General features: G+C 39.2%; 20 protein-coding genes. 15 read left to right on the forward strand and 5 right to left on the reverse strand.

The features are described from left to right. Nucleotides 1–11: 11 nt before the first annotated feature. Nucleotides 12–1,163 (reverse strand): acyl-CoA dehydrogenase family protein, encoded by a 1,152-nt coding sequence (locus H4J38_RS07535; protein WP_182131036.1) that lies wholly within the window; start codon nt 1,161–1,163, stop codon nt 12–14. Between the two features lie 552 nt (nt 1,164–1,715). On the opposite strand from H4J38_RS07535, the gene H4J38_RS07540 reads away from it, so the two are divergent. The 5 genes from H4J38_RS07540 to H4J38_RS07560 all read left to right on the forward strand — a co-directional run bounded on the left by H4J38_RS07540 (nt 1,716) and on the right by H4J38_RS07560 (nt 9,445). Beyond that, complete coding sequence (locus tag H4J38_RS07540; RefSeq protein ID WP_182131038.1) at nt 1,716–4,529, forward strand: TonB-dependent receptor domain-containing protein; 2,814 nt, start codon at nt 1,716–1,718, stop codon at nt 4,527–4,529. A 216-nt stretch (nt 4,530–4,745) separates the two neighbouring features. Continuing rightward, nucleotides 4,746–5,303: a YbhB/YbcL family Raf kinase inhibitor-like protein gene (locus tag H4J38_RS07545; protein ID WP_182131040.1), complete on the forward strand. Its 558-nt coding sequence runs from the start codon at nt 4,746–4,748 to the stop codon at nt 5,301–5,303. A 154-nt stretch (nt 5,304–5,457) separates the two neighbouring features. Then, a complete protein-coding gene (locus H4J38_RS07550; RefSeq protein WP_182131042.1) occupies nt 5,458–6,060 on the forward strand; it encodes a flavin reductase family protein in 603 nt (200 codons plus the stop codon). A gap of 275 nt (nt 6,061–6,335) precedes the next feature. Beyond that, nucleotides 6,336–7,976, forward strand: a complete 1,641-nt coding sequence (locus H4J38_RS07555; protein ID WP_404842601.1) for an acetolactate synthase large subunit — start codon at nt 6,336–6,338, stop codon at nt 7,974–7,976. A 59-nt stretch (nt 7,977–8,035) separates the two neighbouring features. Then, nucleotides 8,036–9,445 carry an aldehyde dehydrogenase family protein gene (locus H4J38_RS07560; protein WP_182131046.1) on the forward strand — a complete coding sequence of 470 codons (1,410 nt, stop codon included), beginning with the start codon at nt 8,036–8,038 and terminating at the stop codon, nt 9,443–9,445. 163 nt (nt 9,446–9,608) lie between these two features. Here H4J38_RS07560 and H4J38_RS07565 read toward each other — a convergent pair whose 3' ends face one another. Beyond that, nucleotides 9,609–10,604, reverse strand: a complete 996-nt coding sequence (locus H4J38_RS07565) for a catalase family peroxidase (RefSeq protein WP_182131048.1) — start codon at nt 10,602–10,604, stop codon at nt 9,609–9,611. A gap of 299 nt (nt 10,605–10,903) precedes the next feature. Further along, complete coding sequence (locus H4J38_RS07570; RefSeq protein WP_259365438.1) at nt 10,904–12,346, reverse strand: hypothetical protein; 1,443 nt, start codon at nt 12,344–12,346, stop codon at nt 10,904–10,906. 474 nt (nt 12,347–12,820) lie between these two features. Here H4J38_RS07570 and H4J38_RS07575 point away from each other — a divergent pair, with 474 nt between their 5' ends. The 10 genes from H4J38_RS07575 (at nt 12,821) to H4J38_RS07620 (ending at nt 23,887) form a co-directional block, all read left to right on the forward strand. Further along, entirely contained in the window at nt 12,821–14,674 is a 1,854-nt protein-coding gene (locus tag H4J38_RS07575) for an acyl-CoA synthetase (protein WP_182131050.1), read from the forward strand. A gap of 60 nt (nt 14,675–14,734) precedes the next feature. Further along, nucleotides 14,735–15,934, forward strand: a complete 1,200-nt coding sequence (locus tag H4J38_RS07580) for a 3-oxoadipyl-CoA thiolase (RefSeq protein WP_182131052.1) — start codon at nt 14,735–14,737, stop codon at nt 15,932–15,934. 26 nt (nt 15,935–15,960) lie between these two features. Next, nucleotides 15,961–18,060, forward strand: coding sequence for a 3-hydroxyacyl-CoA dehydrogenase NAD-binding domain-containing protein (locus tag H4J38_RS07585; protein ID WP_182131054.1), 2,100 nt, complete (start codon nt 15,961–15,963; stop codon nt 18,058–18,060). Nucleotides 18,061–18,141: 81 nt separating this feature from the next. Then, nucleotides 18,142–19,119: a nitronate monooxygenase family protein gene (locus tag H4J38_RS07590; protein WP_182131056.1), complete on the forward strand. Its 978-nt coding sequence runs from the start codon at nt 18,142–18,144 to the stop codon at nt 19,117–19,119. Between the two features lie 10 nt (nt 19,120–19,129). Then, a complete protein-coding gene (locus H4J38_RS07595) occupies nt 19,130–19,864 on the forward strand; it encodes an enoyl-CoA hydratase-related protein (RefSeq protein WP_182131058.1) in 735 nt (244 codons plus the stop codon). A gap of 9 nt (nt 19,865–19,873) precedes the next feature. Continuing rightward, nucleotides 19,874–20,272 carry a PaaI family thioesterase gene (locus tag H4J38_RS07600; RefSeq protein ID WP_182131060.1) on the forward strand — a complete coding sequence of 133 codons (399 nt, stop codon included), beginning with the start codon at nt 19,874–19,876 and terminating at the stop codon, nt 20,270–20,272. Between the two features lie 82 nt (nt 20,273–20,354). Further along, nucleotides 20,355–20,792, forward strand: coding sequence for a thioesterase family protein (locus H4J38_RS07605; RefSeq protein ID WP_070376525.1), 438 nt, complete (start codon nt 20,355–20,357; stop codon nt 20,790–20,792). A 59-nt stretch (nt 20,793–20,851) separates the two neighbouring features. Next, complete coding sequence (locus H4J38_RS07610; protein ID WP_182131062.1) at nt 20,852–21,604, forward strand: electron transfer flavoprotein subunit beta/FixA family protein; 753 nt, start codon at nt 20,852–20,854, stop codon at nt 21,602–21,604. Continuing rightward, nucleotides 21,601–22,527, forward strand: a complete 927-nt coding sequence (locus tag H4J38_RS07615; protein ID WP_182131064.1) for an electron transfer flavoprotein subunit alpha/FixB family protein — start codon at nt 21,601–21,603, stop codon at nt 22,525–22,527. The genes H4J38_RS07610 and H4J38_RS07615 overlap by 4 nt, the downstream gene beginning before the upstream one ends. Before the next feature lie 559 nt (nt 22,528–23,086). Then, nucleotides 23,087–23,887 (forward strand): IclR family transcriptional regulator, encoded by an 801-nt coding sequence (locus H4J38_RS07620; protein ID WP_182131066.1) that lies wholly within the window; start codon nt 23,087–23,089, stop codon nt 23,885–23,887. A 282-nt stretch (nt 23,888–24,169) separates the two neighbouring features. Here the strand turns inward: H4J38_RS07620 and H4J38_RS07625 are convergent, their stop codons facing one another. Both H4J38_RS07625 and H4J38_RS07630 read right to left on the reverse strand, forming a co-directional pair. Next, nucleotides 24,170–25,510: a TRAP transporter large permease gene (locus H4J38_RS07625; RefSeq protein WP_182131068.1), complete on the reverse strand. Its 1,341-nt coding sequence runs from the start codon at nt 25,508–25,510 to the stop codon at nt 24,170–24,172. A 3-nt stretch (nt 25,511–25,513) separates the two neighbouring features. Next, nucleotides 25,514–26,044 carry a TRAP transporter small permease gene (locus tag H4J38_RS07630; RefSeq protein ID WP_182131069.1) on the reverse strand — a complete coding sequence of 177 codons (531 nt, stop codon included), beginning with the start codon at nt 26,042–26,044 and terminating at the stop codon, nt 25,514–25,516. Nucleotides 26,045–26,145 lie beyond the last annotated feature (101 nt).

The raw sequence follows: 26,145 nt of genomic DNA on the forward strand, positions 1-26,145 counted from the left end.
TTGGTCATAATTTATTGAATGTCTCGGATCATGTTTTTGGCAATAATCATTTGTTGAATCTGTGTCGTTCCTTCGTATAACCTAAATAATCTAACGTCACGATAAAGTCTTTCTACGGCGTATTCTGAAATGTAGCCAGCACCACCATGAATTTGAACGGCTTTGTCAGCGACCCGTCCAACCATTTCTGTGGCAAATAACTTACAACAAGATGCTTCGGTGCTTATTTTTTTGCCTAAATCTTTTAATCTTGCCGCATCAAGTACCATACATTTAGCGGCGTAAGCTTCAGCTTTACTGTCTGCTAACATCACTTGAATCATTTGGTGCTCGGCAATGGGTTTACCAAATTGTGTTCTGTTTATTGCGTACCTTAATGCGTCGTCAATTAAACGTTCGGCAATGCCAACACTTAAGGCTGAAATATGCAGTCGGCCTCTGTCTAATACTTTCATTGAGGTTATAAAGCCTTTACCTTCAACACCACCAATGATGTTTTGGGCAGGGACATGACAATTCTCAAAAATAACGTCACAGGTATGTGAGCCTTGTTGTCCCATTTTTTTATCTTTAGGCCCAAGTGTAATACCAGGCGAAGATGCATCTACTATAAAGGCAGATATTCCCTTAGCGCCTTTAATCGATTTATCAGTTCGAGCCATCACGGTAAATGTGCCGGCTCGTGGTGCATTAGTTATAAAACGCTTGGTGCCATTAATAATATACTCATTGCCTTGTTTTATTGCAGTAGTTTTTACTGCTGAGGCGTCAGAGCCAACGTCTGGCTCTGTTAAACAAAAAGCTCCAATAAGCTCACCTGAGGCATATTTAGGTAAGTAGGTTTGTTTTTGTTCGTCTGTTCCGTCAAATACAATAGCGGCAGAGCCAATTCCATTGTTAGTACCAATGAGGGAGCGAAAAGCAGGTGATGTTCTACCTAACTCAATGGCGACTAGCGCTTCTTCCTCCATTGTCAGGCCTAAGCCATCATACTCTTCAGGGATTGTCATACCAAACAAGCCCATAGCTTTCATTTCTTGCACAATATCATCAGGAATAGCATCATTTTCTGCCACTTCATTTTCCGCAGGAACTAAACGTTCTCTAACGAATTTTGAAATACTGTCGAGAAATTGATCCAACATTTCTTTATCTCGAATCATGGACAACCCCTGCATAAAACTTTTATATTCCGCACAGTGGAACACAAGAGTAAAATAATATCAAGATGTAATTGTGACTAATACCACTATATTCTTTATAAAATTAATAATATTAGATTTATTTTTTACTATATAAAATTTTGTTAATGTAAAGTTAAATGAAATACAGTGGAATGATTGGTTAAATAAAGTACTTGCATATTCCGCTACGCAGAATTAGTATCAGTTAAATTTATTTCTTAATGTGTTGGTTTCTTCTTGTGTTTTTAATTTGATCGACTGAGGTATTAGCCTTGTTACGGTTGAATTAATAGGTGATTTTTTTACGTGGAATATGTTCTAGATGCGTCTAGATTCAATAAAGCATGTGCTGTTTGGCTGGGTCTTTATAAATATTTTATGTGCGAATTATTATTACTATGCAACCAAAACGTTGGCAGAGATTTATCGCAGTTAACAGAATAATTAATTTTGCTATTGGGTGTTATCAAATAGCCGTTAATTGAAAATATTATAACCATAATAAAACCAAGTGAATAACAGGGGAAACAGATGAAAAATACCAGATTAAAACGAAACGCCATAACAATCGCCATTAGCGCGGTGCTTGGGTTAATGGGCAGTAGTGCTTTATATGCTGAAGAAGTAAAAGACACTGACGAAAAAGATATTGAGAAAATCCAAATTATTGGTTCTCATTTAAAAGGTTCAGCACTTGAAACCTCAGCGCCTGTGCAAACGATTAGCCGAGCAGATTTAGAAAAAATAGGTTCTCCTTCTATTGTTGAAATGACACAAAAATTGTCAATCAGTTCTGGTATTCAAGGTAATTCAAATCAATACGGCTCTAATGGCACCGAAGGTACTTCCAATATCAATTTGAGAGGACTAGGGGCAGGTCGTACATTAGTGTTAATTAATGGTAAAAGACACACATTCAATCCTTACGCTATTGTTGACCAACAAATGCTTTATGTTAACACCCAAGACATTCCTTCGATGGCGGTTAAACGTGTCGACATGTTAAAAGAAGGTGCAGCGGCGATATATGGCTCTGATGCAATCGCAGGTGTAGTTAATTTTTCAACAAGAAGTGATTTTGAAGGCTTAGAAGTAAAAGCTGACTATAAAAATTTACAAGATAGTGATGGCGACTACGGCTTAGGCCTCATATTTGGGCTAGGCAATGATGATACTCATTGGGTAACTTCTGTTAGCTATGATAAAACTAATACCATCAGCACAGCAGACAAAGATTGGGCGGTACAGGATTATGCGACTAACCCACAAGGTGGTTGGTCATCAATAGGTAATCCGCCGTCGATATTTAATGCGGCTTGGTTGGGTGATAACTCAAATCCTAAATATTTATTAGACCCGGGTTGTGAAGTATTAGGCGGAACGAAAGCGGGTTTATGTAGATTCCAATATACGCCATTCTCAGCGTTAAATGATGGTGATACCCACTTAAAAGTTTTTAGTGAATTAAACCATGATTTTAAAAATGATATTAATCTGCATGTTGAAGTGTTGTATTCACAGACTGAGGTACCAACCACTTATGGCTCACCTTCGTATCCACCACAAAAATTAGTCGATTTTTCAGACCGCTATGTACCAACTTATCATCCTGCATGGCAAGCCTTAGTGGCGAGCAATCCTGAATTTGCCAGTGCGCCTCATCCCTCGTTAAACCGTGTTGCTTATATTGGTCGAACAGTAGGTGTTGCTGGGCCTTCTAGCGAAGGTGGTTTAGACTATAAAACTTACCGTGTTGCAGCAGAACTAGAGGGTAAATTTGATAATGGCTATAACTGGGAAACCGGCTTCGCTTATTCAAATTCAAAACTTGATTATGTTAGTAACCCAGATACCTTAATCGTGCCATTGAAGAATGCCTTATTAGGTTATGGTGGCGACAATTGTGATATGGATGCGGGTGTGCCAGGTGCTAATGGCTGTTTATTCTTTAACCCGTTTTCTAATGGCATTGAAACATCGGCTTCTAATGGCGCGACTAACCCGAACTACAATCCGGCATTAGCCAACTCTCAAGAGGTGTTAGATTACGTTTCGGGAACAAGAACATCACAAAAAGAAACTGAATTATTTGTGTTTGATGGCTTAGTTTCAGGTGACTTAGATATTGAATTAGATGGTGGTGTTGTTGAACTTGCTGTAGGCGTTCAGTATCGTTATGAGTCTTTCTCAAATGAAGTTAATGACCTTGGAAATTTAGCGATAAACCCATGTCCAGAGCTTGGCGAAACAGATTGTGCAAACCCTACTGGTGTTTTTCATTTTCGTAGCGGTGAGCTGAATCAAGATTCATCGCAAAGTATTTATGCTTTATTCAGTGAAGTAGCGTTACCGGTATCAGACGATTTAAAAATGAAGGTTGCTTTGCGTTATGAAGATTATGGCGGAGAAGTAGGCGATACTTTAGATCCAAAAGTATCAGCGCAATATACCATTAATGACAACTTCTCATTAAGAGGCTCAGCAAGTACTACTTTTAGAGGACCTACACTCAATCAACTAGAAGGTAGTAATACAACTCTTTCTTATGTTGGGGCTCCTGCCGCCTTTAAAGCTGTTGATACTCAAGGTAATGCTGCCTTAGCACCTGAATCTGCCGTTGCACTAAACTTTGGTGTTATTGGTGAGTTTTGGGGTGATCGTTTATTTGCAACCGTTGATTTTTGGTCATTTGATCTAAGTGATCCAATCATTGTTGAAAACTATAATGCGGTATTATCGGCTGCAGTTGCCGGTAAACAACCTTATGTTGATCAAGTGCAATGGACAGAGCCTGGTAACGCAAACACAGTTGAACGTATTGAAACTAAAATAATCAATGGCGCTGATGTCAAAACAAGTGGTATTGATGTTCAATTACGCTTAAATGTTACCGATTATTGGACCTTGGATATGAATGGAACGTATACCGCTGAATATAAAGTGGCTGGCGATGATTTATCAGACGCTTTTGATGCGGCTGGTTTCCTAAATAATACCAACTCTAATCGTCCAATACCCAAGTATAAAGCTACGATGATAAATAGCTTCGACTTCGACAATCACAATGTTAGTTTATCTGCTTATTATGTTAGTGATTATAAAGATGAGCGAGATTCGTTATTTACGACTAACACTAGAGGTCAAGTCATTGATAGCCAGATACAGCTTGATTTAAGTTATAACTATCTCTTTAATAATGACCGAACTAAGGTGAACTTAACGGTGAGTAATTTAACTGATGAAGAGCCTCCTTTTGCTCGTTTAGATTTAAATTATGACCCATTTACCCATAATCCTTTAGGTCGTACATTTAAAATAAGTGTTGTTCATAAATTTGCTGAATAATCACAAAAATGAAACAAAAAGCTTAAGCCATACGCTAATGCAGATAAGGTGTTAATGCTGAGTTTGTAGATTAATGAGATCAAAATCCGATGGCAAAAACCATCGGATTTTTTATGTACAGGAAGTACAGTATATGTGACACACAGGGGTGTGTAATATTGGCCAGTACCTTTTAGTGGTGTTGATCAAATTAAATAGAAATAAATAAGGGTTATTATGCTGTTTAAACTAAAACTACTGTTAGTTTTATCACTTAGTGTTTCGGTATCGGTATTTTCAGCACCGTTAACATTAACAAGTCAGGATATTACACAAGGCGAATTTATGTCTAAAAGACATGAATTAATTGGTTATGACTGTTCAGGAGGCGATTTGTCGCCCCACCTTAAATGGTCTGACGCACCCGAAGGCACTAAAAGCTATGCAATTACAGCTTATGATCCCGATACCACTTCAGGCAGTGGTTGGTGGCATTGGCAGATAATTAACATACCCATAACCGTGATGGAAATACCAACCGGAGCGGGGAGTAAAAAAAATAATAGTACACCAATCGGGAGTACTCAAATAGAAAATGATTTTAGTATTGCTGCTTTTAGTGGCGCTTGCCCACCTAAAGGCAGTGGCTTGCATCATTATCGTTTTACAATTCATGCGCTGTCTGTCGAAAAAATTGAATTACCAGAGAACGCTTCTAGCGCACTAGCAGGTTACATGATCAACCGTCACACCATAGAATCAAGCACTATTGAGTCTTTGTATAAGCGTGATTAGCCTGAATATTTAAAGTGTGACTGCAGTAAATTTGCTGGTTTTAGATTTACTAAATATTTTAATAACTCAGTATATTTAGTATGCTAGAGCGCTAGGTGAGTAGCGCACGTGGCGCAGTTGCAGTCAAACTTTAGTATGATGAGATAAAAAGCAAATGATTTTTGATGTTTCAACATTAGAAAACCAAGAAAAATATCGCCTCTTAAATGGCGGTGTAACCCCAAGACCGATCGCATGGATTAGTACCCGTTCTCGCGATAATATTGATAATTTAGCGCCTTATTCATTTTTTACCGTGGCAAGTTGTAATCCTCCTGTGTTGCTTTATACCCAAGTAACACAACGAAGTGGCATTGATAAAGACACCTTGCAAAATTTAATTGAAACCGGTGAATGTGTTGTCAATATCGTTAATTCCGCACTACTCGAAAAAATGAATCTGACCAGTGCAAGTCTGAAAATTGATGAAAGTGAATTCGATTTCGCTGACGTTGAAAGCTGTGCAAGTTATAAAGTGCTGCCTAGCTCAGTCAAAGGCGCTCCCATTCGTTACGAGTGTACTTTAAGAGAAATAATTCCTGTGAGTGACTTACCGACAGGCGGCACAGTTATTCTTCTTGATGTTAAGTATGTTTATGTCCGAGATGACTTGTACAACGACGGCAATATAAACCAAAATTTAATAGATTCTGTAGGGAAAATGGGCGGGGACCATTTTAGTTTCACGTCTAAAAATGTGGAACTTAAGCGCCCTTAAAAATTTCTATGCTTTAGTGCAAGTTTACACATTGTGAGTTAAAACTTATAAGCCATTGAACCAAGTCACAGAGCCTTTATTATCAAAGTAATGATTGGCTAATTAATCAAAAATCTTCTTTTATTCGTTAAACATAGTTGACAACATTTTTGCTGCTATTAAACCTACCGCAAAGTATTTTAAGGTTATTTAATGATAGAGTAACTGAGTGAATACTATTTCGAAAACCATTATGTATGACTAATTAAGGACAAATTATGAGTGAGAATAACAAAATAAAAGCGTCTGATTTATTTGTGCAAGCATTAGAAGCTGAAGGCGTAGATCATATTTTTGCTGTACCAGGCGAAGAGAACCTGGATATGGTCGAATCCTTACGTAAGTCATCAATTAAACTCGTGTTAACTCGCCATGAACAAGGTGCTGGATTTATGGCCGCAACTTATGGTCGCCTTACCGGTAAAGCTGGGGTTTGTATGGCCACCTTGGGACCTGGAGCAACTAATTTAGCAACACCAGCAGCTTATGCTCACTTAGGCGGTATGCCCTTAATTATGATCACGGGCCAAAAACCAATTAAAACCTCAAAGCAAGGCCAGTTTCAAATTATTGATGTGGTTGGTTTGTTTGATCCTATTTGTAAGATGTCTAAACAAATTGTTCACGGTAATACTATTCCCTCATTAGTGCGCGAAGCTTTCCGTCTTAGTGAAGAAGAGCGCCCAGGTGCCGTGCTTCTTGAGTTACCTGAAGATATTGCGGCTGAAGATTGTACCGCAGGGATAATAACACCACATAAACGTCATTATGCTAGCCCTAATGATGTAGCGTTAGAAGAGGCGGTAGCTTTGATAAAAACCGCTAAAATGCCCTTAATATTGATTGGAGCTGGCGCAAACCGTAAAAATGTTCGATCGGCATTGTCTGACTTTGTTGATTCAACCCGTATTCCGTTTTTTGTTACGCAAATGGGCAAAGGTGCTGTTGATGAACGCTCAAGTCTGTTTTTAGGTACCGCAGCGTTATCATCAGGTGACTATTTACATTGTGCCATTGAACGTGCCGATGTAATTATTAATATTGGTCATGATGTTATTGAAAAACCGCCATTTTTTATGGAAGAAGGGGGTAAGAAGGTCATTCATGTTAATTATAAGTCTGCGCAAGTTGATCAAGTTTATTTTCCACAATCAGAAATTGTTGGCGATCTAGCGACCTCAGTGAACGCATTAAAAGATAAATTAGCGGGAGAGGTTAAGTTCGATAGAAGCTACTTTGATAAAATAAAACTCGCGATTGATGAACATATTGAAGAAGGAGCTGATGACGATCGTTTTCCTATTATTCCACAACGCTTCGTTGCTGATATTCGTAAAGTTATGGGCGAAAAAGACATCATCGCTTTAGATAACGGTATGTATAAACTTTGGTTTGCGCGTAACTATAAAGCTTATCAACCTAATACAGTATTACTTGATAATGCGCTTGCCACCATGGGGGCAGGCCTGCCATCGGCTATGATGGTTGCCATGTTAAATCCTGAACGACGCGTAATGGCAATATGTGGTGATGGCGGTTTTATGATGAATTCACAAGAGTTAGAAACGGCGATTCGTTTAGGTTTAAACTTAGTGGTTACCGTGTTAAATGACAATTCTTATGGGATGATCCGTTGGAAGCAATCTAGCTCTGGTTTTGCTGATTGGGGTTTAGAGTTTAACAATCCTGATTTTGTTAAATATGCTCAAAGCTATGGCGCGACAGGACATAGAATTACGTCTGCTGAAGATATTATTGCAACTTATGAAAAAGCATTTTCAGCTGGTGGAGTTCATCTTGTTGAATTGCCCGTTGATTATTCTGAAAATCAAAAAGTATTAATTGATGAATTGGCAGCGAAAGTTTGTTTGATATAAACCTGTTATTTCAATATTGCTTGTTTACAAGCGAACTTTAACTTATTAAAGAGCATATTATGGCCGATTTAGACAAAAGTAAGGTAGCTGAAAAACTTGATGTTTTTAACCCTTATGATCAAACTTATTTAGGCTCTGTGTCGACAGTAATGTGGGATGATATTGACGAATATTTAACTACTTCTCAGCAATTATTTAAAGACCGTCAGCAATGGCTACCAGCATTTGAGCGGATAAATATTCTCAAAAAAACAGCGGTACTAATTTCCAAAAGAGCAGATGAATTAGCGCTTTTAATTGCAAGCGAAGGCGGTAAACCGCTGGTTGATGCTCGAGTAGAAGTCACTAGAGCGATTGACGGTGTGGAGTTGTGCGCTAAAGAAATAGCCAACTTAAAGGGTACGCAAATCCCAATGGATTTAACCCAAGCAGGGGCTGGAAGAATTGCGTTTACCACCAAGGAGCCTATCGGCGTTGTTGTGGCTGTTTCAGCGTTTAATCACCCATTAAACTTGATTGTACATCAGGTTGCTCCAGCCATTGCTGCGGGTTGTCCTGTGCTTGTTAAGCCTGCTGGAGATACGCCATTATCTTGTAAGGTATTCGTTGATATTTTGCATGAAGCGGGATTACCACCACAGTGGTGCCGTTTTGTTATGTGTGAAACTGCAACCTCTGAAAGAATGATCACGGATCCTCGTGTCGCTTTTTTCAGTTTTATTGGTTCGGCTAAAATAGGTTGGATGTTGCGCTCTAAATTAGCACCTGGCACACGTTGCGCATTAGAACATGGCGGAGTTGCCCCAGTTATTATTGAAAAAAGTGCCGATATTGCAGCGATGATCCCAAGTTTACTTAAAGGTGGCTTTTATCATTCGGGACAAGTTTGTGTGTCTGTACAACGTATTTTTGCGCCGAGAGCTAAAGCCAAGGCTATCGCACAAATGTTGGCTGACGGTGCAGCAAAACTTATTGTAGGCAATGCTATTGATGAATCGACCGAGTGTGGGCCACTTATTCGCCCTAAAGAAGTTGATCGTGTTGAAGCGTGGGTTGATGAAGCCGTATCAGCAGGCGCAACACTGCTAACTGGAGGTAAGCGATTAGGCGAAACGACTTATGCACCAACAGTACTGCTTGAGCCCCCAGTAGATGCAAAAGTTTCTAACATGGAAATTTTTGGCCCTGTTGTTTGTGTTTATGGCTATGACGATATTAACCAAGCTATTGCTCAAGCTAACGCTTTAGAATTTGCCTTTCAAGCGTCGGTATTTACTAAAAATCTAGATATAGCAATGAAGGCAATAAGCGAATTAGAAGCTACAGCGGTTATGGTTAATGACCATAGTGCTTTTCGCGTTGATTGGATGCCTTTTGCTGGGCGTAAACACTCGGGTTATAATACCGGAGGTATCGCTTATACTATGCACGATATGTCGCAAGATAAAATGGCGGTTATTAAGCTATAAGCTTTATTAGCTCCAAGCTTTATTAAATTTTAGTAAGGTTTGATAGAAATTATCATTTAAAAATAAAGGAGTCTCTAGTTGCTAGAGACTCCTTTTTATTTGCACTATTATTAATTAAGCCATTAGTTTATCTTTCGGCTAGTTATTGCGATTAAATTGTTAGTTATTGATTGCTTAATCTTTTGCCAAAAGAGATAGCGTAAGCGGGTGAACGCATTCTTAATACTGGGTCTGCACTTGGGGTAAAACCTGCCGACATTATGTTAGGATCAAAGTTAGTATTGTTACAGGCATCGCCGCCGCTGGTGTTAACTGTTACTGTGCCAAGCGCTACTTTAGGGCGTTCAGTCGGCCACTGTTGTGACGGGTCAATATCGCTATCTATCGCTTCACCTAAGCTCGCCATAATGGTAAAACTAACCGTTTCATCTTTAAGTTGTTGGGCAAAAGTATCCGCTAAAAATTCAGTTGGCATATTAGCAACCTCTGCTTTTTCCAGTGTCTTTACACCTAAGCTTGGTTCAATATTCCAGCGAAACTTAGTTTTCTGGCCATTCGATTGTTCAAAATAAAAGGTGTGCAAACCAAAAAACTCAGTATTGGCGAATGACGCGGCTGTTTTAGCGTTTTGATTCCACATAACGTGAGCTTGTAAGCTAGGGTTCTGCTGGACAAATGCCATGGTTTTAGCTGGGTCAGATTTGCCATTTTCATCTGGCAGTAAAGTCGATAGAAATCCATGAAAAATTTCTGGATTTTTGCCAGCAAATACGGGGAAGTTGTTACCCGTAAAAGTATGTAAAGTGCCATTAGGTAGTTTAATTTGCATGCCCATACCACGAGTACCAGGGGCTTTCTCATCACTACTTGGGCTAGCACCACCTACTGAAAAGCGCATAGACACTGGCAGCTCACCATTCGATAACAAGGCTGCTCCTGTGAAGTGCTTATTAGGCGCTGGCACAAAAGTGCCTGATGCACATAAACCTTTAGCATGTGCCTTTCTATAACCAGGGTGTTTTCCACCGAGCTTTTCGAACATTTCGACTAAATCATTTGCTTGAATTTCTTTTTCATTTGCTAGTGCATTGGAAGTTGCAGCAGCACCTGCCATTATAAAAAAAGCAGTAATGCTTGAGGTGATGAGGTTATATTTCATTGTATTCCTTAGTATTATTGTTACATGGATAGTTATAATTACGAAAATTTTTGCTGCTAAGATCATAAGGTTATTTACAAAACTAGCAAAAGCCATTGAATCGGTTACTTATAGAGAACGACTAGACTGAACTTTCCTTCATATGTAAAATTATTGTATATAAGCATTTCAGCACTTTGCTTAGATTAACTGGAGATTAATGTATTTAATTTCAGGTAGTTAACATGAATTAATAATGTTAACTACCATAATAAACTTCTGTATTAATTGTTGAGCAATGGTTTTAATATCCTTGCTAATTACACAAATATAATAAGAAAAACATCTAAGGCCAATAGCACTATTATGCTATATAAACCATTCCATTTTACCCCCATTTCAAAGGGAGAAATTTCAGTTATTCTAGCGCTAATACGAACAGAGGTAGTAGACGGAGAACTACCTGCAACTACAGCCCAAGTCATCATCATTACTAGCGCTATGGTAACAGGCATATGTTCAACACTGGGTAATTGAGACAAGGCGCCTGCCATCAAAGTGACAGTAATCATCGGACTGACAAATAAAAGTGCGGCTAAATATATTAACCATGAAGCCGCAATTAATATCAGCGCAGCAGATATATTCAAATGGGCTAATTGTTGTGCAAACCAGTCAAGATCTAACACCGCCAATAACAAACGGCCAATGAGAACCGACCCTGCAAAAAAAACGATTTCTGAGCGTTGTAACGGTAATCTAAAAAATATGTCGGTTCCAAAACGTTTAACCGTTAACCTTACTGCGCTGAGTTGATTAAATGAACGACGATACTGCGAATATATCCAAACTATGCTAACTATCGGCGCACTGACTAACACGGCAGAAATCGGTCGTAATGGAGTGGTAAGTATTAGTAACCCTGATATTAATGCTAACGTGATGACAACCATAATAATGGGGTAACTCACCTTCAAGTCTGATAAATTGTTGGAAATTGTTGGCACAAGATGTCTAAGATGTTTGGGCGCCTGAATATGATCTAGCCAAATGCCAAATAAAAGTAGCGCTAGGGTTAGGTATAAGCCATAGGGAATAATATCTATCCACTGTAGATCTGGGATGGTGGTTACTAAAAGCGTAATTGTGATTGAGGTAGGTGCCCACAGTGGTATGCTGCAAAATCCTCGCAACACCGCTAACATCATACGGCGCTGCCTTGCACTGTTGATTCGTGCGTCAACGGTGTCTTTGTTTTCATGTAAACTTCTCTGGATCATGGTGCCTAATAAATTAATAGCGCCAACACTCATTAATATACCCAAAATATGGCTGGCAAAACTGAGCAGCGCATAACGTCTGACAGGGTGTTGCTGTAAAAGCACATGGCCGGTGAGATTAACTGAATTTGAGCTTAAAGCTGCTTCTTTTAATAGACCAAGGGCAATTAAAAAGAATGCAAAAAAAACTACGCTGCGACTTAATATGCCTAACTGATGCAATGATATTTGAGACAACAATAATAATGAAAGCGTTAAGCCAATAGCAACCAATGCGATGATTTTTGTTGATAAGTCTAAATCTCGCCACTCAACAAGAATAAATATTATCAATACGAATACAGCCAAAAGTGCCGTTGGTTGGTATCCGGTCCATTCTGTTATCAAGGTCGCGAAAAAAATAACCACTAGGCATAATGGCGATAGCCAAGGATAAACGTTATTTATGTTGCCATTTCTCTTCATGTCATCAGTTTTATTCATCAGTGTTTTCTTTTACATGAATGGTTGAGGCTAAAAGCAGTATTGCTAAGCTTTCATTTAAAGACTGCGCTATTTTATACCCTCAGCAATAATTATTGTTTAAATTAACGCTTACGCTTGCTAGATATATTTAATTTTATTCATTTATGATTATATTTTGTGTGGCATTAAATTTTCAGACATTTGCATTTAATAAATAATACCACACGATACCGCTTGGCGGAATTCTATTTTACACCCTAAGGTTTATCTGTTTATATTAATGTTATGAGTTCAAACAAGATATTAGTAATTATTTGCTTCATAATTCTTAAACCAAATGGGTATTATTTAATGACTTTATAAAGTACATTGAATAGCTCTTTAAAAACACTTGCAAAATACAGTTCCGCATTGCAGAATGTTGGTACTGTTTTGCTGCGTAATTAGTCTTGTAGTAATAATAAATAAAAATTGTATTAGAGTGAGCGCTTAATGTCCAAACCAACAGAATTAGAGTTACTTGCTGATTTAGAAAAAATAAGTTACCAAGACCGATATCATTGTAAAACAACTTACGATGTTTTTTGCCATGCAGCAGATGAATATCCGGCTGATATAGCATTAGCTGAGCATATTACTGCAGCTCGAGATGAAGTTGCCAAAGAAATAACGTTTACTACTTTAGCAAATAAACTTAATCAAACAGCAAACCTCTATAAAAAATTCGGCGTTGAGCGTACAGATGTTGTCTCAATTTTACTGCCAAATTTGACAGAAACTCATCTTAGTATGTGGGCAGCACAAGCGGTGGGAATTGCCAATCCGATTAACTATCTTCTGCAAGTTGATCACATTATAGAAATACTAAATGAAGTAAAAACTAAGGTATTAGTTACTGTTTCACTTGATGAAGGAACAGAATTAGGAAAAAAAGTGCATGAAATTATTGCACGCGTGCCTTCGCTTGAACATATTCTTGTACTCGATAATAACCATGGTGAAATCAGTCATGAAAAGCTCACCATCACTGATTTTAATCAGGGGATATCTACTCAATCCAGTGCACGATTGTCGCAAAGTTCACAACCTAAAGGTGATGATATTGCGATGTACTTTCATACTGGGGGAACAACTGGCCGTCCTAAAATAGCAAAACTATCTCATGACAATATCAGTTTTGTTGTGCAAGTTTATGCAGGATTTAATGCTTATCATGGGAAATCTGCGGTTTTAAATGCATTACCATTATTTCATGTCTTTGGTGTTATTGCCGCTAGTTTAGCTATGTTCTTTGTGGGCCGTACCGTTGTTATTATGACCCCAGAAGGTTTTAGAAACCCAAATACAGTGAAAAACTGGTGGTATTTTGTTAATAAGTATCAAGTGTGTTGGTTTCCTACTGTGCCCACGATCATTTCTGTTCTGCTACAGCAACCGGATGAAAAAATTGACCTGAAATGCTTTGAACATGCAGCCTGTGGTTCATCACCTTTACCTCTTGAATTAAAATTATCATTTCAGAAAAGATTTAATTGCAATGTTACCAACGGCTACGGCATGACCGAATCTTCTTGTGTTGTTGCTAGAACCCTCCCTGGCTACGATGTTGAAGGAGTTGCCGTAGGAAATGGCATACCTTATAGCCGAGTGATTGCTGCCGAAATAATTGATAATAAAATCAGTCGCATTTGTGCAGCTAATGAACCAGGCATTATTTTGGTGAAAGGGCCTAATATTTTTCAAGGCTATTTGAACGAAAGTGATAATGATGGTGCCTGGGTAGAAGGTGATTGGTTTAATACCGGTGATTTAGGTGTGATTAATGCGTTAGGACATATTCAGCTGACGGGTCGAGCAAAAGATTTGATTATTCGTGGTGGTCATAATATTGATCCTCAAATTATTGAAGACGCATTATTAGCCCATGCAAATGTAATTCAATCAGTTGCTATTGGTCAACCTGATGCTCATTCAGGTGAAATACCTGTTGCCTATGTAGTGGTAAAAGACAAACAGCAAAAAACTGCCGATGAATTATTACTACATTGCCAAACACATATTAGCGAAAGAGCGGCAATTCCTAAACGTATTGAAATACTTGATAGCCTGCCGTTAACGGCTGTAGGTAAAGTTTTTAAACCGATATTACGTAATAAAGCCACTGAATTTAGCGTTAGTACTTTGTTGAAAGAAAATGATATTACCGCGCAAGTTAAATCAGAATTTGACCCAGAGAAAGGTCAGGTTGTTCATATTCAGTTATCAAATATAGAAGACAAACACAAAGTCGCTAAATTATTAATTGCCTTTCCTATTTTAGTTAATTACACCCGTTTCATTAATTAGGTGAGCTACTTTAACCAGTAGAAGACCATAAAGTTTAATAGTAAGTTATAAGGAAAAATTATGAAAGATGCGTATATATACGATGCCGCAAGAACAGCCTTTGGACGTCACGGAGGCATTTTATCTTCTGTTCGACCGGATGATATGCTTGCACACCTTATAAAAACCTTAGTACAACGCAACGACTTTGATTTAAGCCTTTATGAAGATGTTATTGCAGGTAGTACCAATCAAGCAGGCGAAGACAGTCGCAATGTGGCTCGTTTTGCCGGGCTATTAGCAGGCTTGCCAATTGAAACAGGTGGTTTAACCGTTAACCGTTTATGTGGTTCAAGTTTATCGGCAGCCTTAGATGCCGCTCGATGTATTAAAGCTAATGAAGGTGAGCTATTTGTGGCTTGTGGTGTTGAATCTATGAGTCGCGCGCCATTTGTTTTAGCTAAAGCAACCTCAGCCTTTTCTCGCCAACAAGAAATGTTTGATACCACCATGGGGGCTCGTTTTACTAACCCGGAAATTATTAAAGCCTATGGTGGTCACTCTATGCCAGAAACGGCTGACAATATTGCCAGTGATTTAAATATTAGCAGAGAAGACTGTGATGTATTCGCTGCAAGCTCTCAAGCCAAATATGAAGCGGCAAAAGTAGCAGGATATTTTATTGATGAAATTATTCCTATTGAAGTGTCACAAGGGCGCAAGTTGCCGCCACTTTCTGTTGAAACTGATGAGCATCCACGCCCAGCTTCAACTGTAGACGCGCTTGGTAAATTAAGACCATTATTTGATGGTGTAGTAACTGCGGGTAATGCATCAGGCATTAATGACGGTGCTTCTGCCATGATTATTGGTAGTAAAGAAGTCGGTGAACAAGCGGGTATCAAACCTCGCGGTAGAATTATAGCGGGTGCGATTGCCGGCGTACCACCGCGTGTTATGGGCTTAGGGCCAGTTCCAGCTTCACAAAAAGCCTTAGCAAGAGCGGGTTTAACATTAGCTGATATGGATGTTTTAGAATTCAATGAAGCCTTTGCCGTACAAGCTCTAGGTTGCATGAAACAACTAGGTATCGCTTTTGATGACCCCCGTGTTAACCAAAATGGTGGTGCGATTGCGATTGGACACCCTTTGGGTGCTAGTGGTACGCGTATTATGCTAACGGCATTGCGACAATTAGAAAAAACCGGTGGTCGATACGCATTAGCAACAATGTGTATTGGTATTGGTCAAGGTATCGCTGTCGTTATTGAGCGTGTTTAACTTTCTAAAAGTAAGGAATTAAGTTTATGTCAGTTGTTAGTTATCAATTAGAAGGTGATATCGGTGTTATTCGTTTAAATAACCCGCCAGTTAACGCGCTTTCTCATGCATTACGGTTAGGAATTCAAGAGGCGTTAGCACAAGCACAAGATGATGCTTCATTAGCCTTAGTTTTGATTTGTGAAGGGCGTACTTTTATTGCGGGGGCAGACATTTCAGAGTTCGGTAAACCCCCTATGTTACCTTCGTTACCTGAGCTGCTTAACGCTGTTGAAGCATCAACAAAGCCTATTATTGCCGCCATTCATGGCACCGCACTCGGTGGCGGATTAGAGACTGCTTTGGCTTGTCACTATCGTTGTGCATTGGCTAGCGCTAATGTTGGCTTACCTGAAGTTAAATTAGGTTTATTACCTGGTGCTGGTGGAACACAAAGAGCACCTAGGTTAGTCGGTGTTAAAGCCGCACTGGACTTAATTACTAAGGGTACGCCAATTTCTGCAGACAAAGCGCTAAGCCTCGGTTTAATTGATAAAGTAGTTGAAGGAGATTTATTGACCTCAGCAATTATGTTTGCCGAAGAAATTGTCGCACAAGGCGCTGTGCTTAGAAGAGTAAGAGATATAGACCTTGATAAAACTGGTGCGTCAGCAGAGTTTTTCACTGAATATAGAGCGCAATTAAGTAAACGTTTTCGTCAACAAGAAGCACCTCAACGTATTGTTGAATGTATTGAAGCGGCAATGAACAAACCTTTTGATGAAGGTCTTAAAGTTGAAAGACGTTTATTTATAGAGTGCATGCAATCGTCGCAGTCTGCTGCATTACGTCATATGTTTTTTGCCGAAAGAATGTCCTCAAAAATTAAAGATTTACCAAAAGACACTCAGCTAAAAGATATTAAACGCGTGGGTATTATTGGTGGCGGTACCATGGGCGGAGGTATTGCAATGAATTTTGTTAATGCGGGTATCCCTGTGACTTTACTGGAAATTAACGATGCAGCATTGCAGCGTGGTAAAGATATTATCGCTAAAAATTACGCGATGACCGTTAAAAAAGGTAAATTGACTACTGAACTCGCCGCACAACGCCAAGAGCTGATCACAGGCACCACAGATTATAACGATTTAGCTGATATGGATTTGGTAATCGAAGCCGTTTTTGAAAATTTAGACATCAAAAAACAAGTATTCGCCAAGCTCGATAAAGTGTGTAAACCCGGCGCTATTTTAGCCAGTAACACCTCTTATCAAGACGTAAATTTAATTGCAGAGTCTACTTCTCGACCACAAGATGTTATTGGTCTGCATTTCTTTAGCCCTGCTAATGTAATGAAATTACTTGAAATTGTTCGCGGTGATAAAACGTCTGATCAAGTGCTAGCAACATCGATGGCTATTGCTAAAACTATTAAAAAAGTGCCTGCATTATCTCGCGTTTGTTATGGCTTTATTGGTAACCGTATGTTGCGACAATATGCGCGTGAAGCCCAATTATGTTTACTTGAAGGCTCAACACCTCAAGGTATAGACACCGTAATGCAAAACTTTGGTATGGCAATGGGGCCGCTTGCTGTTGGCGATTTAGCCGGAATAGACATTGGTTATAAAGCGCGTGAGGGCTTAACTGATGAAGAAAAAGGTGATGTTAGAACCTACTGCATTGCTGATGCTTTATATGACATGGGCCGTTTAGGTCAAAAAACCGGTGCAGGCTATTACCAATATGATCCTGACACTAGACAGCGTATGTCTGACCCTGTAGTACTTGAAGTTATTGAAGCACAAGCCAAACAAAGAGGGGTAGAGCGCAAAGCAATAAATGACGTGACTATTTTACAACGTTTAACTTTTGCTTTGATCAACGAGGGTTTCAAAATACTTGAAGAGGGCATTGCACAACGCCCGAGTGATATTGATGTGGTTTACGCCTTCGGTTATGGATTTCCAGCTTATCGAGGTGGTCCAATGTTTTATGCCGAGACCATAGGTTTAGACAATATATATCAAACAATATGTGAATTTGGCGCTACTTACGGTGAAGAGTTTTGGCAACCAGCAGCATTATTAAAACAACTTGTCACAGAAGGTAAAACCTTAACTCAGTGGGCCAATAGCCAATAGCTAAAAGAGTGAAAAATTAGCTATACCATTTTTTGGTATGGCTAATTTTTTATCACAGAAAATATGCTTTAGGGGATCAAAATGTCAATTCCAAAAACCTTACAAAATAAATTATCTTTACCTGTTATCAGTGCCCCTATGTTCATCATCTCGGGACCAGAATTAGTTATCGCAGAGTGTAAAGCCGGTATTGTTGGCTCTTTCCCTGCTCTCAATGCGCGCCCACAGTCATTACTCGCTGAATGGCTGACCACCATTACAACAGAATTATCGCAGTATCAGGAAGCTAATCCGAACGCTATTGTTGCGCCATATGCGGTTAATTTAATTGTTCACAAAAGTAATGACCGATTAGAGGATGATGTAAATACTTGTATTGAATATAAAGTGCCGATCATTATCACCAGTTTACGCGCGTTAGATCCTAAGTTAGTTGAACGTATTCATGCCTATGGAGGCATTATTTTTCACGATATTATCAATGTTCGTCATGCCGAAAAAGCCATAGAAGCAGGTGTAGATGGTTTAGTTTTGGTGTGCGCTGGCGCAGGTGGTCATGCTGGAACCTTAAGTCCTTTTGCTTTAGTGAGTGAAATTAAGCAGTTTTTTGATGGACCTATTGCGTTGTCTGGCTCGATTGCTAATGGCGCGTCAATACTATCAGCACAAGCTTTAGGTGCTGACTTTGCCTATATAGGTACGTGCTTTATTGCCACCGAAGAAGCTAATGCTGATCCAGAATATAAAAACATGTTGGTTGAATATAGCGCGAAAGATATTGTTTATAGCTCGCTATTTACCGGGGTTCATGGGAATTACCTTAAGCCAAGTATTTCTAATGCGGGTTTAGACCCTGATAACTTGGAAGAGGGCGATAAAAATAAAATGAAATTTGGCTCATCAGGTGGTAGTAAAACTAAAGCTTGGAAAGATATTTGGGGGGCAGGTCAAGGGTTAGGCAGTATTACCGAGATTACAAATGTGTCTACTATCGTTGAGCGTTTCAAAACAGAATACGATCTGGCGTTATCTCGTTTAAATCGTCTGAACAAACAATAGGTACAACAAAATGACATCTCAAGACAATATATTAATTCATAAAGACAATGGTGTTTTACACATAGGTATTCATCGTCCAGAGAAAAAAAATGCCTTAACCAGCTTAATGTATTCAGCTATGGCTAAAGCACTGAAAGATAGTATTTCAGATGACAGTATTAATGTCGTACTTATACACGGTACAGACGATGCGTTTTCAGCAGGGAATGATTTAAACGATTTCAATAATCGAGATGTTAATAAAGCTTCGCCCGCATCAATTTTATTATATGAGCTGCATAATTACCCAAAACCAATCGTCGGAGCCGTATCTGGTGTTGCCGTTGGAATAGGCGTAACTATGTTGCTTCATTTTGATTTGGTTTATGCATCAGAAACTTATTTCAAAATGCCTTTCGTCGATTTAGGTGTATGCCCCGAAGGAGGATCAAGCTTGCTTATTCCTCAATTAGCAGGCCATCGTAAAGCGGCTGAAATATTAATGTTAGGTGATGCTTTTAATACCCAGACGGCAATTGATTTCGGTATAGTAAATCAGCAAATAGACAAATCTGAAGTATTTGATTTTGCTTTAAGCAAAGCGAAAGCATTAGCGCTGAAACCTCAAAATGCCTTGCGTACGACTAAAAAACTTCTTAAAGATCCTCAGCAGACATTACTGACCGATATTATTAAAAAGGAGTTAGTGATTTTTGCACAGTTACTTCAAAGTGAAGAATCTCACGTGGCAAGAAACAGAAAATAAGGGATTAAAATGAAACCTTGGGCAAATAAAGAAATGCCACCATTTAATGAACATTTAGGCTTTGTTATTGAACAATGGCGAGAAAATCATATTAAAATGAGTGCAGAGCTTAAACCTGAGCATTTGAATCGTTCAGGCATCCCACATGGTGGCTATATTTCGACCTTGTTAGATGCAGCTACTGCATTGTCTGGAGCCTATAGTGAAGATCCACTTTATTATAGAAAAGCATTAACGTTATCGCTAAACATAAACTACTTGGGGCAAGCGCAATCTAACAAGCTTTATGCCATTGGAAAAGTAACAGCTTCGGGTCGAAATATTTATTATGGCGCTGCTGAAGTATACGATGCTTTTGACAATATTATTGCTTCAGGTCAAGGCGTCTTTCGTTATAGAAAAGAGTGATTTATTGCCAACTGAATCATGCAAGATGCAGTAGTTTGGTAAGTCACACAGTTAATACCTAGCTATAGAAGTGGAGAATTTTTTGAAAGATCAATTACATCATTATCCTTATCAACTAAAGCACCCGGTTAGATGGGGAGATATTGATATGTTAGGGCATGTCAATAACACTAATTATTTTCGTTACTGTGAGGAAGGTAGAGTTAAATTTTTCTCTGAGAGTAATATCAGAGCCGCGCTTGGGCAAGATAAGCTCGGTTTTGTTGTCGCCTATATTGATTGCAAGTTTAAGTTTCCGGTGACTTATCCTGATAATCTTATTATTGCCACTAAAGTTGAGAAAATAAGTAGCGATAGATTCACTTTAAGCCAAATTATTTATAGTGAAACACATCAAAAAGTTGCCGCTAAAAGTGAAAGTATTATTGTTTCCTTTAGCCATGAAATGCAAAGCAAGATTAACCTTCCGAGCGCGGCGTTTACTTTGTTAGAAAAAGAATTAAACCAGGAATTTGAATAAATTTAAAATATATAACAAAGCAAATTTTGTCAGATAACTCATTGAGGAGAAATAAATTTATGAAAGTATTAGTCCCGATTAAACGTGTCATTGATTATAACGTCAAAGTACGTGTTAAACCTGATAACTCAAACGTTGATTTAGCTAACGTTAAAATGGCCATTAACCCTTTTTGTGAAATCGCTGTAGAAGAAGCTGTTCGTCTTAAAGAGGCTGGCACAGCTACTGAAGTTATTGCGATTTCTATTGGTAATAAAAGCTGCCAAGAGCAGCTTCGTACTGCACTAGCTTTAGGCGCAGATCGTGCCATTCATATTGATACAGAGCTGACGCTTGACGCGTTAAATATTGCTAAACTATTACAAAAATTTGTTGAAGAAGAACAGCCGCAATTAGTTATCTTAGGTAAACAATCAATCGATAGCGACAACAACCAAACTGGCCAAATGCTTGCCGCATTAACCGGTTTATCACAAGGTACTTTCGCCTCTGAAGTTAAGGTTGCAGGCGACAAAATTAACGTAACTCGAGAAGTCGACGCTGGATTACAAACTGTTGCGCTCAACTTACCTGCAATTGTAACTACTGACTTACGTTTAAATGAGCCCCGTTATGCGTCTTTACCGAACATCATGAAAGCTAAACGTAAGCCTTTAGTAGTTAAATTGGCTGCTGATTTTGGTATTGATTTAACCCCCCGCACTAACTTATTAAAAGTGACACCACCTAAAGAAAGACAAGCGGGTATTATTGTTGAATCAATTGATGAGTTAGTTGAAAAATTAAGAAATGAAGCAAAGGTGATCTCATGAGCATTTTAGTTTACGCAGAACACGACAACAGCGCGTTAAAAGCTGATACCTTAAAAACAGTTGCCGCGGCGCAACAAATAGGTGGTGATATCACCATTTTAGTTGCCGGTTATAACTGTCAAAGCGTTGCTGAAAAAGCCGCTAAAGTTAATGGTGTTACCAAGGTAATCGTTGCAGACAATCTAGCGTATGAGCATCAACTGGCGGAAAATATTAGTTTATTAGTCACAGAATTAGCGGCGGATTACCATGTGGTTATGGCTACAGCATTAACCACCGGCAAAAACTTTATGCCTCGTGTTGCCGCTTTATTAGATGTTGCTCAAATATCAGATATTACTGCGGTAGTCAGTGCTGATACTTTTGTGCGTCCTATCTACGCAGGTAATGCCATTGCAACTGTAGAAAGTTTAGATACTAAAAAGGTAATCACAGTGCGTTCAACCGGATTTGATGCGGTTGCCACTGATGGCTCTGCAGAGATCACAATGCTCGAACATGTCAAAGACGCAGGTATTTCAAGCCATGTCAGTGATGAGTTAACAGTTTCAAAACGCCCAGACTTAGGCGCAGCAAGCGTCGTTATTTCAGGTGGTCGTGGTATGCAAAATGGCGATAACTTTAAGTTATTAGACGGTATTGCTGACAAGTTAGGCGCTGCTATTGGTGCATCACGCGCGGCTGTAGACGCGGGCTTTGTCCCTAATGACATGCAAGTAGGCCAAACAGGTAAAATTGTTGCGCCTGACTTATACATTGCGGTAGGTATTTCAGGCGCAATTCAACATCTTGCCGGCATGAAAGATTCGAAAGTGATTGTGGCGATAAACAAAGATCCAGAAGCGCCTATTTTCCAAGTAGCTGACTACGGTCTTGTGGCCGATCTATTTGAAGCGCTACCTGAATTAGAAAACGCCTTGTAAGCATTGATTACGCTAAGGTGACTTGATACTCATCACATGATAACCAAGCTAAACGTTGAAATTATTCTTGGTTTTTAACCTTGTTTTCAATCTTGTTTTTAACTTTGGTTAGTCGTGTTGATGAGTAACATATAAAGAGCTTAACAGCGCCAATATATTAGGTGATATAAGTCCTTGGTTAGTATCTTCAGTAGCAAACTAGTTAAATTCAAGTATAAATAACCAAGCCTAATGTTATAAAACATATCGTTAAATTATGTGTGTTTTCTTGATTAGCTAAGTGGCTGTAATACATTCGAAATGTTCAATAATATCGATTTTTGTCTATTTGTAGAGCATAAAGCTCATTAACAATTAAAACCAAGTAACGTGTAAAAGCATATTTTAATGCGATTCCCTCTAAGTTGTAGCTATAAATTTATAAACTTCATCCTTAAACCTATCTATAATCTTTATTTTTAGCGCAAATAATGAGATTATATTGCCGATAATTTGAAAAACGTTTTGACAGTTAAAACAAGTCAATACGCCTGGTATTAAAACAATTGAGTAGTTCAAAATGAATACACTAACTGGTATGCCAAGAGATATTAATGGGGAAGTCGATCGTAAGTTTGTCGAAGCGCTTGCCAGAGGATTAGATATATTACGGGCATTTAACCCGGGAGATGGATTTCTTGGCAATCAGGAAATTGCGCAACGAACAGGTTTGCCAAAATCGAGTATATCTCGGTTAACCTATACTTTAACAAGTTTGGGCTACTTGACTTATTCAAAGCGCTTAGAAAAATATCAGCTCGGTGCTGGTGTGTTAGCCTTAGGTTATGCCTTTGTTTCTAATCTCGCTATTCGCCAAGTGGCGAATCCTCAGATGAAAGAGCTTTCAATTGAAACAGGTACATCGATAGGCCTTGCAGACAGAGACCGTCTTGACATGATTTATGTTGATCATTGCGCTCCAAAAGACATTGTTACCTTCAAAAAAGATATTGGCGATAAAATTCCGATGGCAACTACGGCTGCAGGACGAGCTTATTTAGTGGCACTGTCAGAAGAAGAACGTGACTTTTTTATGAGACATTTCAAAGAAAAACTGGGTGATAAGTTCGAGGCGGTCAAAGCTGGGGTTGATCAAGCCGTGGAAAGCTATAAAGAATTTGGTTTTTGTCACTCTTGGGGCGATTGGGAGCGAGATACCAATGCCATTGCTGTACCGCTGAAACTCACGCAAGGGCAAATTTATGTATTCAATGCCGGTGGCCCAGCATTTAGGTTGTCGAAAGAATTTTTGAGCGGAGAAGTCGCGCCACAATTAAAAAGTATGGTGCGTAATATAGAAGCAACGTTAATTCGATTTTAATACTTTGTCTTAGTTTATTATTTCACTTATTGTTAAAAGGCCTTTGTTTATTGCAAAGGCCTTTTTTGCAATTGGCCGATGATTATATTTTATTGATTTGGCGCTAAGCGAAGGGGAATATAAAATACTTATAGCGGAGTTTGGCAAATAAAGCCTGACTTTGATTATTATTTTATCGAGGTTAAGTGGAATTGAAAATATAGTATGAGCGCAGTGTATCACTTGAACAGTTATTGTTGTTCGCGGCAGGCCACATGGTGGCCAAACCGCTAATAATAAAAGCTACATCATAAGATTAGGCAATAGCAGCGATAGTATCGGGAAGGCGATAATTGCAATTAAGACTAAGACATCCATGACCAGAAAACGTGTAACGCCCATAAAAATGTCATACACCGCTACCGAAGGTTTAGTGACACTGGCGATAACAAAAACGTTTAGTCCTACCGGCGGGGTGATCAAGCTTATTTCAAGCAACTTTATTACGACCACGCCAAACCAAATTAAGTCTAAACCATAACCTTCCACCATAGGAATTAAGAAAGGAAGGGTAAGTACCATAATGCCTAATGGGTCCAGAAACATACCTAGTAGAAAATATACACCTGCAATCATTACCAGTAATAACCATAGTGATACGTCGGCAGATTCGATCAGCCCAACTAGTGCTGGTGCCATGCCGGTTAGCGCAACAAAGCCAACAAAAATTTTTGCTCCGGCCGCAATAAAGAAGATAGTAGTGGTCTGCGTGCAAGTTTCTTTAATTGATTGGATAAACTGCTGCCAATTAAGTCGTTTTTGCAAAGAGCCAATAATGATTACTGAAAATGCACTGATTGCTGCTGCCTCGGTAGCGGTAAATATGCCACCATAAATACCCCCAATAATAATAGTAAAAAGCAACATAGCTGGCCAACATCTTATAGCGGCTTTTCGGCGGTCTCCTTTAACAAGTATGCTGGTATCAGCTGGTGCATCACTTGGATTACGTTTCACCCAGATGTAGATAACCACTAAAAAACCGACTAGAGATATCAGACCTGGGATAACACCTGCCAAGAATAGGCGGCTAACTGACATTTCAGTAAAAATACCGTAAACAATAAATAGCACACTAGGTGGAATAAGCGAACCAAGCGTGCCACCAACGGCGACGGTAGATGTAGCTAAACGTTTATCGTAACCCATACGTAGCATTTCTGGCACGCAAATTTTACCCATTGCTGAAGCACAAGCGATGCTCGAACCGGTAATAGCGGAAAATCCCCCACAGCCAAAAACAGAGGCCATAGCTACTCCGCCAGGTAGGCGTTTTAACCAAACTCGCGCAGCATGATAAATGTCAGTAGTGATACCCGTATGGTAGGCAATATGACCTAAAAGCACGAATAGCGGTATCATACTTAGATCATAAGAATGCACTAAGTCGAAGGCATTGGATGAGATCATGGTCAGCGCTGGTGCAACTGCTGTGTCAATGTCAAAGCCACCATTTCGCATAGCAAAAAATAAAAATATAAATACCGATGATACGCCAGCTAAGCTAAAGGCAATTGGTACACGTAAAATAAGTAAAAGCAACGTACAGGCAAACCCGACGAGCCCAAGCATCAATGGATCCACAGATTAACCCTCTTCAATTGTATTGTATGCCGCGTCAGAACGCTGCTCGAGATATTCAGTCTTACCACTGATTGCTGCTCGAAAATCAGCAATGCAAATTATCGTTAAACGTATAATAAATAATGCTGCCCCAGCAAAAAAAGCAAATCGACCCGGCCACTCAGGCAGATCTAGCTGGCTAAAGAAATAAGCGCCGCTGCTTGCTGCGTGGAAAAAACCTTTCCATGCAGCAAATGCAAGTGGCAGTAATATTAATAGGCTGATGAGGGAACCAATGGCAAGCATCCATAATTTGGTATGTTTACCCAAACGTTTGAATAAGAATTCTATGGTGATGTGACTGTAATCTGCGGTGACATAAGCTAACGGTAGAAAAACGGCTCCTACCATGAGTTCTCGAACGATAACAACATCGTCAGTTACTCCCCAACCAAAAAGGTTACGTGTGACAACCGTTAGCGTGATCATTAGGCCGAGCGTGATAATGCAAACGCCAGCGACAATTAATGCCCCTTGTTCCATTTTTTTCAACATAATATTAAACTCTATGTGATACCAATTTGACTAACGTTGTGATCATTTTACTGGTTGAAATAAGCCGCTTGTGGGTTATTTATTTGGCCATTTCTCTGCGT

The sequence above is a fragment of the Colwellia sp. BRX10-3 genome (genome assembly GCF_014077505.1).
GTDB lineage: Bacteria > Pseudomonadota > Gammaproteobacteria > Enterobacterales > Alteromonadaceae > Cognaticolwellia.

Excerpts from the sequence above, each read along its gene's own strand:
- H4J38_RS07535 (WP_182131036.1), bottom strand. The coding sequence starts at position 1,163 with ATGATTCGAGATAAAGAAATGTTGGATCAATTTCTCGACAGTATTTCA.
- H4J38_RS07540 (WP_182131038.1), top strand. The coding sequence starts at position 1,716 with ATGAAAAATACCAGATTAAAACGAAACGCCATAACAATCGCCATTAGC.
- H4J38_RS07545 (WP_182131040.1), top strand. The coding sequence starts at position 4,746 with ATGCTGTTTAAACTAAAACTACTGTTAGTTTTATCACTTAGTGTTTCG.
- H4J38_RS07550 (WP_182131042.1), top strand. The coding sequence starts at position 5,458 with ATGATTTTTGATGTTTCAACATTAGAAAACCAAGAAAAATATCGCCTC.
- H4J38_RS07560 (WP_182131046.1), top strand. The coding sequence starts at position 8,036 with ATGGCCGATTTAGACAAAAGTAAGGTAGCTGAAAAACTTGATGTTTTT.
- H4J38_RS07565 (WP_182131048.1), bottom strand. The coding sequence starts at position 10,604 with ATGAAATATAACCTCATCACCTCAAGCATTACTGCTTTTTTTATAATG.
- H4J38_RS07570 (WP_259365438.1), bottom strand. The coding sequence starts at position 12,346 with ATGAATAAAACTGATGACATGAAGAGAAATGGCAACATAAATAACGTT.
- H4J38_RS07575 (WP_182131050.1), top strand. The coding sequence starts at position 12,821 with ATGTCCAAACCAACAGAATTAGAGTTACTTGCTGATTTAGAAAAAATA.
- H4J38_RS07580 (WP_182131052.1), top strand. The coding sequence starts at position 14,735 with ATGAAAGATGCGTATATATACGATGCCGCAAGAACAGCCTTTGGACGT.
- H4J38_RS07585 (WP_182131054.1), top strand. The coding sequence starts at position 15,961 with ATGTCAGTTGTTAGTTATCAATTAGAAGGTGATATCGGTGTTATTCGT.
- H4J38_RS07590 (WP_182131056.1), top strand. The coding sequence starts at position 18,142 with ATGTCAATTCCAAAAACCTTACAAAATAAATTATCTTTACCTGTTATC.
- H4J38_RS07595 (WP_182131058.1), top strand. The coding sequence starts at position 19,130 with ATGACATCTCAAGACAATATATTAATTCATAAAGACAATGGTGTTTTA.
- H4J38_RS07600 (WP_182131060.1), top strand. The coding sequence starts at position 19,874 with ATGAAACCTTGGGCAAATAAAGAAATGCCACCATTTAATGAACATTTA.
- H4J38_RS07610 (WP_182131062.1), top strand. The coding sequence starts at position 20,852 with ATGAAAGTATTAGTCCCGATTAAACGTGTCATTGATTATAACGTCAAA.
- H4J38_RS07615 (WP_182131064.1), top strand. The coding sequence starts at position 21,601 with ATGAGCATTTTAGTTTACGCAGAACACGACAACAGCGCGTTAAAAGCT.
- H4J38_RS07620 (WP_182131066.1), top strand. The coding sequence starts at position 23,087 with ATGAATACACTAACTGGTATGCCAAGAGATATTAATGGGGAAGTCGAT.
- H4J38_RS07630 (WP_182131069.1), bottom strand. The coding sequence starts at position 26,044 with ATGTTGAAAAAAATGGAACAAGGGGCATTAATTGTCGCTGGCGTTTGC.